Origin of the sequence: Bacteroides sp. 11BF, assembly GCF_019633765.1 — a bacterium.
GTDB lineage: Bacteria > Bacteroidota > Bacteroidia > Bacteroidales > Bacteroidaceae > Bacteroides > Bacteroides hominis.
In genome coordinates, this window is sequence record NZ_JAFKPJ010000013.1 from 39,271 (window position 1) to 53,076 (window position 13,806).

Genomic DNA, 13,806 nt, shown 5'->3' on the forward strand with positions numbered 1-13,806 from the left:
GGCTCATTATTAATTGATAAGTGGTATTAATAACGAGCCTTTTGCAAAATAGTTCAGTTAAAATTATGTATTAACAAAACAACAAGACTACTCGAAGGCTTTCCGATAAGTGCATCCATTTCTCCATTCGGAACAACCATAAGCAGTTTTACCTTTAATAATCGTTCCTTTTCCGCAAAGCGGACAAAGTTGTCCCACCAAAGAGTCTGCCCCTGTCAGCACATCCGGTTGAGCCGATCCGGTAGCAGGAGACGCATTCTCAGTTGCAGAAATGACTTTCATCTTTTTCTCTTTCGGAGTAGTGGGTTTACGTTCTCGTTTCTTCGGTTCTTTCTTCTTCTTTTCTTCTTCTGCCGTTGCCGCTTCCTGAATAGTGATACGGCGGTTCGTATTATCAGACAGAACACTGTTGACTATTTCGGCTACCATCAACTTTAACTCTTCAAGAAACTGCCGTGCATCATAAGTCTTCTTCTCTATCTCACGTAACTTTTTCTCCCAAATACCCGTCAACTCAGCTGATTTCAACAACTCTTCATGAATCAACTGGATCAATTCCACTCCTGTAGGGGTAGCTATCAGGTTCTTTTTCTCCTTACGGATATAATTACGCTTAAAAAGGGTCTCGATAATAGCTGCACGGGTAGACGGCCGACCAATACCATTTTCTTTTAACGCATCTCGAAGTTCATCGTTGTCAACCAATTTACCGGCAGTTTCCATCGCACGAAGCAGAGTGGCTTCGGTATAAGGTTTAGGTGGCTGAGTCCATTTCTCATTCAAGTCGGGTAGATGCGGGCCACTTTCTCCTTTCACGAAAACAGGAAGTACATTCTCCTCTTCACCTTCTTTTTCTTCATTCGGATCTTTCACATCTTTGGAAAAGACCACACGCCATCCCGGTTCCAGAATCTGCTTTCCAGTCACCTTGAATTCAATGCCATCTACCTCCCCCATTACAGTCGTGGTAGAGACTTTACAATCAGGATAAAAAACGGCTATAAACCGACGGGCTATCAGATCGAAAACCTTACGTTCCATATCCGTCAGATTTTGCGGATGAACCCCTGTGGGAATAATGGCATGATGATCGGTTACTTTCGAACTATCAAAAACTTTTTTTGACTTAGGCAATGAAGTTCCGGACAACGGTGCAGTCAGTACTTCGTAATCTTTCAGCCCTTTTAAGATATTCGGACATTTGGGATAAATATCATCACTGAGGAAAGTAGTATCTACACGCGGATAAGTAGTCACTTTCTTTTCATAAAGCGACTGAATCAGTTTCAGGGTCTCGTCAGCAGAATAGGCAAATTTCTTATTGCACTCCACCTGAAGAGAGGTCAAGTCGAACAGACGGGGAGCATACTCTTTCCCATCTTTCTTAACCACAGAAGTTACCACGAAAGGCAGGTTTTTAATACGTTCTACCAATGCCATCCCCTCGTCACGGTTAGCTATCGGGTCAATGCCCCGGTTCTCTGTTCTCTTAGTCTTGCCACCGGCTTTTTCTTCTTCAGCAGCCAACTCTTCATCACTCTTACGAATAAGGGCAGAAAAAGTCGTATCACGGTACATTGTTTTCAGTTCCCAATATTGTTTTGGCTGAAAATTTTCAATATCAAGCTGCCGATTGACAATAAGGGCAAGAGTAGGTGTCTGAACACGTCCGATAGAAAGCACTTGTCGGTTCTGTCCATATTTTACGGTATAAAGCCGCGTAGCATTCATCCCAAGCAGCCAGTCGCCAATGGCTCTGGACATACCTGCCTCGTAAAGCGGTTGAAAATCATCCTGATCTTTTAACTTTGCAAAACCCTCTTTAATAGCCTCTTCGGTCAGCGAAGAAATCCACAAACGTTTTACCGGACACCGCGCTCCGGCTTTCTGCATCACCCACCGCTGAATCAGCTCTCCTTCTTGGCCGGCATCACCACAATTGATAATCTCATCGGCCTGTTGCATCAACCTTTCAATAATACGGAATTGCTTTTCGTAAGTAGGGTTCTCTATCAGTTTGATGCCAAAACGAGGAGGAATCATAGGCAGACTGCCCAAACTCCATGATTTCCATCCGGGAGTATATTCATGGGGTTCTTTCAGGGTACAAAGATGGCCGAACGTCCAGGTTACCTGGTATCCGTTCCCCTCAATATACCCCTCTTTCCGTTCGCGGGCTCCTAATATATCAGCAATATCACGTGCCACAGAGGGCTTTTCGGCAATGCAAACTATCATTTGTTTTTTATTATAATGAGAATTGAGCAGACAAAGATACAAAAAAATAGAAAGGGGGAAGTAGTAATCCATCGCCATTTATTTTGTAGCTTTGCTCTGTACAATCTTTAAAATTTAAAAAGACATGAAAAGCTACAAATTATTATTTGCACTTACCTTACTCTTTGTATTTGCTTTCAATGCGAAAGCACAATATGTCCATGAACGCTCTGACCAATATACACCTCCCGAAGATTCTCTGGTGGTCAGGAAACTCCATCACTGGCAGGACCAGAAGTTCGGAATGCTGATTCACTGGGGATTATATTCCGTTGCCGGAATTGTAGAATCATGGTCCATCTGTTCGGAAGAAGCGGATTGGATACCGCGTGATAGTACCATTGCCTATGAAGATTATAAAAAATGGTATTGGGGATTGAAAGATTCATTCAATCCTACCCGTTTCAACCCGGAACAGTGGGCACAGGCTGCCAAAGCGGCAGGTATGCGTTATGCCATCTTCACCACCAAACATCACGATGGATTCAATATGTTCAACACGGCTTACTCCGATTTTTCAATTTCAAAGGGTCCTTTCAAAACAAATCCCCGGGCAGATGTAGCCCAATATGTGTTTGAAGCTTTTCGCAACAACGACTTAATGGTAGGAGCCTATTTTTCTAAACCGGACTGGCACTCGGAATATTATTGGTGGCCCCGCTACGCTACTCCCCGCCGTACACAGAATTACAATATAGAAAAGAACCCCTGGCGCTGGAATCAATTCAAAGAGTTCACTTACAACCAAATCAGCGAGTTGATGCACAACTACGGTTCTATCGACATTTTATGGTTAGACGGAGGATGGGTAAATAACCCCGGAACCAAATCGGTATTGGACATGGACCGTATATCGCAAATGGCACGAAAAGCACAACCGGGTATTTTATTCGTAGACCGCACCATTCATGGTAAATACGAAAATTATCAGACCCCTGAACAACAAATCCCGGACAAACAACTTCCCTACCCATGGGAGACTTGCATGACACTGGGAGTAGACTGGGGATACACTCCACATGCGGTATTCAAATCACCCACTACAGTAATAGCAAAGTTAATGGAAATCGTAGCTAAAGGCGGAAGTTTGCTACTCGGTGTCGGCCCTACCCCTGAAGGAATATTACAAGAAGAAATTGTCAGCCGGTTAGACACTATAGGAGAATGGATGACGAAAAACGGCCCGGCTATCTACAATACCGTTACGACTCCTGACTATCATAGTGAAGGCATCTGGTTTACCATGAACAAAAACAAAAAAACAATGTATGCATTATACAGTGATCCGAAAGCCCGGACTCTTCCTAACTACATAGAATGGGAAAATAATATTCCTGCTAAAGGAAGTGCTGTTTACTGCCTTCAAAACGGTAAAAAAGTAAGATGGGAAATAAAGAACAATCGGGTACGTGTCTATTTACCTCAGAATCTGAAAACAGAGGTGAACGCGCTTGCATTCTCCTTCACCCCCCAATAATAGTCATGCAACCATTTATTCCATAAATAATCCGTAGATGATATTGACCGGAATAGAACTAAAATCATAAAGAGGCGGAGTATTGCAATACTCCGCCTCTTCGTTTATCATTTCTCAAAGACTGTTTTTTTTATTCTTCATCCATCAGGATTTCCAGAATCTGACAAGCAGCCTTAGCCACCGGAGTACCCGGACCAAAGATCGCAGCTACACCGGCCTTATACAAGAAGTCATAATCCTGGGCAGGAATTACACCACCGGCTATTACTACGATATCTTCACGTCCCAACTTCTTCAATTCTTCAATAATCTGCGGAACCAATGTCTTGTGCCCTGCAGCCAACGAAGAAACTCCGACTACGTGAACATCATTCTCTACTGCTTCACGAGCTGCTTCCGCAGGAGTCTGGAACAACGGTCCCATATCCACGTCGAAACCACAGTCGGCATAACCGGTAGCTACTACCTTGGCACCACGATCGTGACCGTCCTGGCCCATCTTTGCAACCATAATACGAGGTTGACGTCCCTCTTTCTTTGCAAACTTCTCAGTGAGTTCGCAAGCACGCTTAAAGTCAGCGTCGCCTTTGCTTTCTGATGAATACACGCCTGATATAGTTCTAATTATTGCTTTATAACGTCCTACTACTTGTTCGCAAGCATATGAGATTTCACCCAATGTTGCACGAACATGAGCAGCTTCTACAGCTAACTCAAGTAAATTGCCCTTACCGGTTTTGACACATTCGGTAATGGCAGCCAATGCTTTGTCCACCTCAGCTTGGTTACGGCCTTCTTTCAAACGCTTCAGGTTCTCGATCTGCTCTTTACGAACAGCGGTATTGTCAACTTCAAGAATATCAATCGGGTCTTCTTTCTCAAGACGATACTTATTTACACCGACGATAGTCTGTGAACCACTGTCGATACGAGCTTGTGCCCGGGCAGCAGCCTCTTCAATACGCATCTTCGGAATACCGGTTTCGATAGCTTTCGCCATACCACCCAACTTCTCAATTTCCTGAATATGTTCCCAAGCACTGTGAGCCAGTTCATTAGTTAATGACTCTACATAGTAAGAACCACCCCATGGATCTACGTTCTTGCAAATATAAGTTTCTTCCTGAATATAAATCTGAGTATTACGGGCAATACGGGCAGAAAAGTCTGTCGGCAAAGCAATAGCTTCATCAAGCGCATTGGTGTGCAACGACTGAGTATGTCCCAGCGCAGCAGCCATAGCCTCGATACAAGTACGTCCTACATTGTTAAACGGATCTTGCTCAGTCAATGACCAACCGGAAGTCTGCGAGTGAGTACGCAATGCAAGCGACTTCGGATTCTTCGGATTAAACTGTTTCACAATCTTTGCCCATAACATACGTGCAGCACGCATTTTGGCAATTTCCATAAAATGGTTTGTTCCGATAGCCCAGAAGAAAGAGAGGCGCGGAGCAAAAGCATCGATATCGATACCTGCAGCAACACCGGCACGAAGATACTCCAGACCATCAGCCAACGTATAAGCCAACTCAATATCAGCTGTGGCACCTGCTTCCTGCATGTGATAACCAGAAATGGAGATAGAGTTGAACTTCGGCATCTTCTGTGAAGTATATTCAAAAATATCAGAGATGATCTTCATAGAGAATGCAGGCGGATAAATATAGGTATTACGCACCATAAATTCTTTCAGAATATCATTCTGGATCGTTCCGGCCATCTCTTCAAGTTTGGCTCCCTGTTCTAATCCGGCATTGATATAAAATGCCATAATCGGAAGTACGGCACCATTCATTGTCATAGATACAGACATCTTGTTCAAAGGAATGCCATCAAACAAGACTTTCATATTTTCAAGCGAACAGATAGACACGCCGGCCTTACCAACGTCACCTACCACACGTTCATGGTCAGGGTCATAACCGCGGTGTGTAGCCAAGTCAAAAGCAACCGACAGGCCTTTCTGTCCGGAAGCTAAGTTACGACGATAGAAAGCATTCGACTCTTCAGCTGTAGAGAACCCTGCATACTGGCGGATAGTCCATGGACGAAGGGTATACATCACCGAATACGGACCACGCAAATAAGGAGGAAGACCGGCAGCATAGTCCAGATGTTCCATTCCTTCAAGGTCTTCTTTTGTGTAAACAGGCTTTACGCAGATGTGTTCCGGAGTCTTCCAGTTGGCCTCGATTCCGTTAGCCTTTTGCCATTCTGCACCATTAGCGGGCTGGAATGCTGCGTAGATATCTAAGTTTTTAAAATCTTTTCTCATCTTACTTCAATAATTTAGCGTTGAACTCTTTAAGTGTCTCCAGTACATTTACACGTACATGGATGAAGTTCTCAATACCGGCTGCTTTCAGTTCTTCGGCGCATTCCGGATTTCCGGCAACGATGAACATGGCGCGGCCATTCAAAGCCTGGAAAGCCGGAACAGCATATTGTGCATACTCTTCATCGCTTGAACAGAGCACCACAATATCGGCTTTTGCAGCCATCGCAGCTTCTACGCCTGCTTCAACCGTTTCAAAACCAAGATTATCAACCACCTCATATCCGGCACAAGCCAGGAAATTACAAGAGTATTGTGCGCGTGCCTGGCGCATAGCCAGATTACCAATCGTCAGCATAAATGCTTTCGGACGTTTCCCACTGGCTTCGGTTTCAAGACGCAACGCCTCAAATTGACTTGCCGCACGATCGAAGTTCAATGTAGTAACATCTTTTTCACAAGTATCGTGTCCACCACAACAGCATGTGGCTTCTACCGGCTTCTTATCACCCGCTTTTTCATTGAAATTTGGGAACTGGTTAGTACCCAGCAGAATCTCGCGACGCTGAGCCACAGCTTTATGGCGTGCTTTATTGCTTTCATTCACAGCAGCCTGAACAGTACCGGCTTTCAATGCTGCATAGAAGCCTCCTTCTTCTTCAATGGCAAGGAAGATTTCCCATGCCTGCTTAGCAATAGAGACTGTCAGATTTTCAATGTAGTAAGAACCGGCAGCCGGGTCAATTACTTTATCGAAATGTGATTCTTCTTTCAACAGCAGCTGCTGGTTACGGGCCAGACGTTCGGAAAACTCATCCGGAGTTTCATAGGTCTTGTCAAAAGGAACCACCGTCATTGAATCTACACCACCCAGAGCAGCCGACATTGCCTCAGTTTGTGTACGAAGCAAGTTTACATGAGCATCAAACAGAGTCAGATTAAAAGTAGATGTTTCAGCATGTACCTTCATTTTAGCAGCGCAACGGCATTCTCCGTTAGGTCCTTTATTTTCGCAATCACGCAGACATTCCGGGTTGTAAGAAGCCACTATGTTAGCCCATAACATACGGGCAGCACGGAACTTTGCAATTTCAAGGAAGTAATTAGAACTGATACCGAAATTAAACTTAATCTTTTTGGCTACGATGGCAGCAGGAAGTTCAGCTTCGGTCAACTGACTCATATATTCATTACCCCATGCCAATGCGTATCCCAATTCCTGAGAAATATAAGCACCTGCATTGTTCAGTGTCAGGGCATTCACATTCAGTACACGGTATTTAGGCAATTGGGCAGTAGCTTCGATCAGCGCTTTGGCTGTTTGTACCATATCCCCTTTCTCTTTGCCTTTTGTCAGCATTTTATTGAAGAAATCGTAATTGATAGAGCCTTGTAGCTTTGTCAAATCATAGTCTTTCTTCTGAAAATAAGCTACCAGCAAATCAGCCAGTTCTACCACGTGCCCCTGACAAGTAGAAAAATTCAACTCAACACATTCTGCACAAATATCGTTCAACAAAGTCTCAATGTATTCCGCATTGAGTTCTTTAGCCTTCACATGGAAAGAAAGAGAATCGATACCTTTATTCAGAATATCCAGAGCCTTGGCGTTGGCTTCCTTCGGACATTCCACCTTAATCTCCTGGCGAACCAACCACTCATTACTGTTCTTCTTTGTACCTCTTAAATAAGGAAATTCTCCGGGAAGCGCATCGGTTGTTTTCAGTCCTTCCAGGTCTTCCATCCGGTAGAAAGGTTTTACCTTGAATCCTTCGTTTGTCTTCCAAACGAGTTTCTTCTCAAAATCAGCTCCTTTCAGGTCGGCTGTGACCTTCTCCATCCACTTCTCGGTGGAAACAGGAGAAAAATCTGAGAAGAGTTTTTCTTTACTGTCTGCCATAGTTTATTTATTTAAAATTAAAATAAGATTGTTATCTCAATTTATTTCTCTGAATCCTTTATCAAAATGTAAGATTGCGACTTGCAAATATACTGAAATAGTCTAAACCCTACGCTTTTTTTAGGGAAAATTCGCACTACCCACCGCCTCCGTACCACGGCTCTTTCATTTAACCTGCCTTGCTCTCATACAAAAAACGCATTCCGATCTTCCATCTTCCATCTTTCAGAACACATGTTATTGATTGTGAGATGTATAACTTGGTGGAAGATGCGATTTTTATGCCATTTATCTTCCACCCCTATCTTCCATCTTCCACCCACTGTTTTAGGGGATATTTCAGTGATAACGGACTGTAAAGCAAATGGATACATCCAATTTCTTATCCGTTTATCTCTCTAAAAGCATTTCATTTTCCTTACTATCTTTAGTACAAATGGCCGGATCTTTATCTCAGCCCGGGCATGCGGGCTCATCAGCCCGGGTGTGCGGGCCCATCGGCCCGGGTATGCGGGCTCACCGGCCCAGGTATGCAGGATGGACTAAAGAGTTTTATGACAATGGTTAATCTACTACACTTCTCCGGTAATAGCCGCCCGAATTCTTTCTTAAAAAAGAAATAACGAGAGGCTGTCAAAACTCACCACAGAGGACACAGAGTGACACAGAGGCGATTTTAAATTGTTGATTATTAACAAAAAGACTCTGTGCTACTCCGTAGTGAAAAAAGTTTCGACACAGCCTCGTGTGCGAATGGAAGGCTTTTTTTAGGGGGAGGGAAGACAAGGGAGGAAGACGGTTGTAAAATGAAAGAGCCGTACCCCCGTGCTTCCCTTAAAATAAAAGGCAGGCAAATATTTGATTACCTCCGAGGTTATAGCTAATTTTGCACCCGTTTACAAAAAATTATAAACTACTATATTATGGATTGGTTACAAGATTTATTATGGAACCCCAACTCCGTAGCTCACATTGTTTTCCTCTACGCCTTCGTAGTGGCAGCAGGTGTCTATTTGGGAAAAATCAAAATCTTCGGAGTTTCGTTAGGGGTTACTTTTGTTTTGTTTGCCGGCATCCTGATGGGACATTTTGGCTTCACAGGCGATACCCATATCCTACATTTCATCCGTGAATTCGGATTGATATTGTTCGTATTCTGTATCGGTCTCCAAGTGGGGCCTTCTTTCTTTTCTTCATTCAAGAAAGGCGGAATGACCCTGAACATGCTGGCCGTAGGAATTGTGGTCTTAAACATCGCCGTAGCAATGGCACTTTATTTCATTCTGGGAGGCAGAATCGAGCTCCCTATGATGGTGGGTATCCTATACGGCGCAGTCACAAACACCCCGGGGCTCGGTGCCGCACAAGAAGCACTGAATCAATTGAGCTACTCCGGGCCACAGATCGCATTAGGCTATGCCTGTGCTTATCCGTTAGGAGTAGTGGGTATTATAGGCTCCATCATTGCTGTCCGCTACATCTTCCGTATCAATTTCGCCAAAGAAGAAGAAAACTGGAATCAAGAAACTGACGGTACACACCACAAACCACACCTGATGAGCCTGGAAGTGCATAATGAAGCCATCTACGGAAAAACTCTGGGCACAATCAGCAGCTTCCTCGGACGTCCGTTTGTTTGTTCACGCATCCGTAAAGACGGACATGTCAGCATTCCGAATCACAGTACTATTCTGGAACAGAACGACCAATTATTTGTGGTCTGTTCAGAAGAAGACTCAGATGCTATTGTAGCCTTTATCGGACGTGAAGTGCAAGTAGACTGGGAAAAGCAAGATATGCCGATGGTATCACGTCGTATTCTGGTAACCAAACCGGAAATTAATGGAAAGAAACTTGGTATGTTGAACTTCCGCAGCATGTACAATGTCAACATCACGCGTGTGAACCGTTCGGGTGTCGATCTTTTTGCCAACCCGAATCTGGTACTTCAGGTAGGTGACCGTGTCATGGTGGTAGGCTCCGAAGATGCTGTAGAACGAGTAGCGAGTGTACTGGGTAATTCACTGAAGCGCCTTAACGAACCGAACATTGTCACATTGTTCGTAGGTATTTTCCTGGGTATCCTTTGCGGCAGCCTTCCCATTGCATTCCCGGGTATGCCGACTCCGGTAAAACTCGGTCTTGCCGGCGGACCATTGGTGGTGGCTATCCTGATAGGACGTTTCGGACACAAATTACATCTGGTAACCTACACAACTCAAAGTGCCAACCTGATGATACGTGAAATCGGCATTGTTCTTTTCCTTGCCAGTGTGGGCATCGAAGCCGGAGCTAATTTTGTGGATACTGTGATCCATGGAGACGGTCTGCTTTATGTAGGTTGTGGTTTCCTGATTACGATTATCCCTTTGCTGATTATCGGAATTATAGCACGATCATACTATAAAATTAATTATTTCATGCTGATGGGATTGATTGCGGGTAGTAATACAGACCCTCCCGCATTGGCATATTCCAACCAGGCAACCGGTAGCGATGCTCCGGCAGTAGGCTATTCTACAGTATATCCGCTGTCTATGTTCCTCCGTATCCTTGCGGGACAAATGATTTTGTTGTTAATGATGTAACAAATCAAAAATAGCAATGGCCAATTACTGTGTTTTCATGTACACCGTAGTTGGCCATTAACATATTATAGCATGCCCGATTCTGATTTATAAATTTAGTTTTTTAACTATAAACTCTTCTATAAACCTTACCGTTTCATCGATTCCCAATACCGAAGAGTCAATACAAAGATGATAGGTTGCAGCCGCTCCCCAAGTTTTATAACTGTAATAATTATAATATTCGGAGCGTTTCTTATCTGCCTTATTCATTTTTTCCTCAGCAGCTTCTTCGGAAATGCCATGAATACGGCACAAACGCGCCACGCGGTCTTCGTGCGAAGCAGAAATGAAAATATTGGCGCAACGGGGATGTTCGCGCAAAATGTAATCGGCACAGCGCCCCACGAATACACAAGATTTCTCTGCTGCAAGATGCCGGATGACATCACTCTGAATTTTAAAGAGAGCATCATTACTCAGACAATTGGTACAGGGCATAGCACCATCACTGATAAAAGGAAAACGCATCCCAAACAATCCACCTATAATACCTTGGGAAGCTTTTTCATCCGCTTTCTCAAAAAATTCCCGACAAAGTCCACTCTCCTCTGAAGCCAGATTAATCAGCTCTTTATCATAAAAATCAATGCCTAACCTGGCTGCCAGTTTTTCCCCGATCTCTTTTCCGCCACTGCCCAATTGACGGCCGATATTGATGACATAATTACCGTTCATAGTACATTTGTATATTGGTTCAATAGCAAACATACACATTATTTCCGAAAGAAGGAAATAAATAATGTACCAATATCCGGCACATCGCATTTCTTATCAATTGGTAACTTTTCTTCTTTTCCATAGACGTATCTTTGCATCCGCTAAAAAAAAACATAGATTTTATGAAAGACAGTATTGATTTCGGAAACATGGAAATCCCGAGACTGTTCAGGAAATTGTTGATCCCAACAGTACTCGGAATGGTTTTTTCCGCCATTTTTGTAATTACCGATGGTATCTTTGTCGGTAAAGGAATTGGTAGCGACGCCTTGGCGGCAGTCAATATCACGGCCCCGCTATTTATGATCACCACCGGCATCGGATTGATGTTCGGAGTGGGTGCATCTGTCGTGGCGTCCATCCATTTATCACAAGGCAAACGAAAAGTGGCAAGTATCAATATCACACAGGCACTTGCCTTTTCATCCCTCCTGATCCTGGTATTATCAGCACTTTGCTGCTACTTTGCAGAACCGATAGGACGATTACTCGGCAGTTCGGAACGATTGCTGCCGTTGGTCGTGGAATACATGAACTGGTATGTTCCTTTTCTCGTTTTCTATCTGCTTTTGAGTGCCGGCATGTTTTATATCCGTCTGGACGGATCGCCCAACTATGCTATGATGTGCAATGCCGTGTCAGCCATTATCAATATCGTACTCGATTATATTTTCATCTTCCAATTAGGTTGGGGGATGATGGGAGCTGCCTTTGCCACCAGTTTGGGAACTATGGTCGGCGGATTGATGACTCTTATTTATCTACTCCGTTTTTCCCGCAACGTGGGCATTTATCGTATCAAACTCAGCCGGAAAAGTATGCAGCTTACCTTCCGCAATATCGGCTATATGGTGAGGCTCGGCTCTTCGGCATTCATCAGCGAAGCATCTATAGCCAGTATGATGTTTTTGGGGAATTACGTATTTATCAGCCATTTGGGAGAAAGTGGTGTAGCAGCATTCAGTATCGTGTGTTACTTCTTTCCTATTATCTTTATGGTATACAACGCCATCGCCCAATCGGCACAACCCATCATCAGTTACAATTTCGGGCAACAGAATCCGGGCAGAGTGGCACGTACCATCCGACTGGCATTGAAAACAGCTTTGGGATGTGGTATTTTATTCTTTACCGCAACTCTTGTATTCAATCACGAAATAGTAGGACTATTCATCGACAAAAGTTACAAAGCGTATGACATTGCAGTAGATGGAATTCCGTATTTTGCAGTCGGTTATCTGTTCTTTGCACTCAACATAGTTGGTATCGGTTATTATCAAAGTATCGAACGTGCCCGGCGAGCCACTGTCATCACCCTTTTCCGGGGAACATTGTTTATGTTGACAGGCTTCCTGCTCCTGCCTCCGATACTGGGAATAAAAGGTATTTGGCTTGCCGTCCCTCTTGCCGAACTGCTGACTTTGCTGCTGATTATTGGAATTTACCTGAAAGACTCTTTCGCCATTCGCCGATGATGCGTATCTTTGCATCGTTCAAACAGATGTAAAAGAGCCTTATGGAAACATTTATTGAAAAATTCAGGAATAGCTATCGTCTTTCGGAAACCGATACGCAGACTCTTCTCAATTATATGGAGGAGGTGCGTTTCAAAAAGAAAGAAGTCATTGTTCATGAAGGTTCCAGAAACGGAAATTTATATCTGATAAAGCAAGGCATCTGGCGCGCTCATTATCTGAAAGACGGGGTTGATACCACCATTTGGTTTGCCGGGGAGGGCGAAGCCGCTTTTTCGGTATGGGGATACGTGGAAAATACAGCATCGCACATCACCATCGAGGTGATGTGCGACAGCATAGCTTATTGTATATCCGGACAAACATTGAACGATCTTTATACCTCATCACTCGGTCTTGCCAATCTGGGACGCCGCCTGATGGAGCAACAATTACTCAGCACTGAAAATTGGTTGATCAGTGCCGGAAGTCCAAAAGCCAAAGAGCGTTACCTGACACTTATCAAAGAACATCCCGAACTGCTACAAAACGTACCTTTGAAACACATAGCTTCCTATCTGTGGATAACGCCACAGTCACTGAGCAGAATCCGGGGAGAAATAAAGATGTGATCGGCCTCCCCCCCAAAAATGTAATCGTCTTTTGAGAAAGAAATGTCAAACCTGATACAGGATCAACTCCTGTTTACAGAAAGTATATATGCAAGCCAGTCGGTGGGAATTGAAATATATGACGCAATGGCATTTCACTAATCTATTATAATATAGCAGGTTCTTTATTCGCACGAAGGTGGCCGGCTGCCTGTCCATGTCCTGATGAATGTTTAAAATGGGTCGGCATATATTTTTTCCTTATTCTGCATTGAATTTACATAACGCAAGCGGGTAAACACAGATCCGCTCTCTTTTCGTTAAATCTCCCTATACTAACGGCGTTCAGTAAACAATCCTCCTGATAAAAGTGTTTCATTGAACATTTTTCGTCCGTTTGCTATGCTATTTCAGAAATAATCACCATCTTTGTGGTGAACTATTTGATATTTATAAGGCAGA

The 13,806-nt window shown here is 43.8% G+C and carries 8 protein-coding genes; 4 read left to right on the plus strand and 4 right to left on the minus strand.

The features are described 5' to 3' along the window. Positions 1-87: 87 nt before the first annotated feature. Complete coding sequence (locus JZY04_RS14285) at positions 88-2,238, minus strand: DNA topoisomerase 3 (RefSeq protein ID WP_005781365.1); 2,151 nt, start codon at positions 2,236-2,238, stop codon at positions 88-90. Positions 2,239-2,362: 124 nt separating this feature from the next. Between JZY04_RS14285 and JZY04_RS14290 the strand changes: the two genes are divergently transcribed. Continuing rightward, entirely contained in the window at positions 2,363-3,754 is a 1,392-nt protein-coding gene (locus JZY04_RS14290; RefSeq protein WP_122142664.1) for an alpha-L-fucosidase, read from the plus strand. 130 nt (positions 3,755-3,884) lie between these two features. On the opposite strand, the gene scpA is transcribed toward JZY04_RS14290, so the two are convergent. Beyond that, on the minus strand, positions 3,885-6,032 hold the full coding sequence (gene scpA, locus JZY04_RS14295; protein WP_005781369.1) for a methylmalonyl-CoA mutase: 2,148 nt from the start codon (positions 6,030-6,032) through the stop codon (positions 3,885-3,887). A 1-nt stretch (position 6,033) separates the two neighbouring features. After that, entirely contained in the window at positions 6,034-7,932 is a 1,899-nt protein-coding gene (gene mutA, locus JZY04_RS14300; protein WP_005808421.1) for a methylmalonyl-CoA mutase small subunit, read from the minus strand. Positions 7,933-8,855: 923 nt separating this feature from the next. Here mutA and JZY04_RS14305 point away from each other — a divergent pair. Further along, positions 8,856-10,520, plus strand: coding sequence for a putative transporter (locus JZY04_RS14305; protein ID WP_032536999.1), 1,665 nt, complete (start codon positions 8,856-8,858; stop codon positions 10,518-10,520). Between the two features lie 87 nt (positions 10,521-10,607). Here JZY04_RS14305 and JZY04_RS14310 read toward each other — a convergent pair whose 3' ends face one another. Further along, complete coding sequence (locus JZY04_RS14310; protein ID WP_005781380.1) at positions 10,608-11,237, minus strand: AAA family ATPase; 630 nt, start codon at positions 11,235-11,237, stop codon at positions 10,608-10,610. 164 nt (positions 11,238-11,401) lie between these two features. Between JZY04_RS14310 and JZY04_RS14315 the strand changes: the two genes are divergently transcribed. Beyond that, positions 11,402-12,754 carry an MATE family efflux transporter gene (locus JZY04_RS14315; RefSeq protein WP_022012161.1) on the plus strand — a complete coding sequence of 451 codons (1,353 nt, stop codon included), beginning with the start codon at positions 11,402-11,404 and terminating at the stop codon, positions 12,752-12,754. A 41-nt stretch (positions 12,755-12,795) separates the two neighbouring features. Next, positions 12,796-13,365 carry a Crp/Fnr family transcriptional regulator gene (locus JZY04_RS14320; RefSeq protein WP_122142666.1) on the plus strand — a complete coding sequence of 190 codons (570 nt, stop codon included), beginning with the start codon at positions 12,796-12,798 and terminating at the stop codon, positions 13,363-13,365. Positions 13,366-13,806: the final 441 nt, after the last annotated feature.

Excerpts from the sequence above, each read along its gene's own strand:
- JZY04_RS14285 (WP_005781365.1), bottom strand. The coding sequence starts at position 2,238 with ATGATAGTTTGCATTGCCGAAAAGCCCTCTGTGGCACGTGATATTGCT.
- JZY04_RS14290 (WP_122142664.1), top strand. The coding sequence starts at position 2,363 with ATGAAAAGCTACAAATTATTATTTGCACTTACCTTACTCTTTGTATTT.
- scpA (WP_005781369.1), bottom strand. The coding sequence starts at position 6,032 with ATGAGAAAAGATTTTAAAAACTTAGATATCTACGCAGCATTCCAGCCC.
- mutA (WP_005808421.1), bottom strand. The coding sequence starts at position 7,932 with ATGGCAGACAGTAAAGAAAAACTCTTCTCAGATTTTTCTCCTGTTTCC.
- JZY04_RS14305 (WP_032536999.1), top strand. The coding sequence starts at position 8,856 with ATGGATTGGTTACAAGATTTATTATGGAACCCCAACTCCGTAGCTCAC.
- JZY04_RS14310 (WP_005781380.1), bottom strand. The coding sequence starts at position 11,237 with ATGAACGGTAATTATGTCATCAATATCGGCCGTCAATTGGGCAGTGGC.
- JZY04_RS14315 (WP_022012161.1), top strand. The coding sequence starts at position 11,402 with ATGAAAGACAGTATTGATTTCGGAAACATGGAAATCCCGAGACTGTTC.
- JZY04_RS14320 (WP_122142666.1), top strand. The coding sequence starts at position 12,796 with ATGGAAACATTTATTGAAAAATTCAGGAATAGCTATCGTCTTTCGGAA.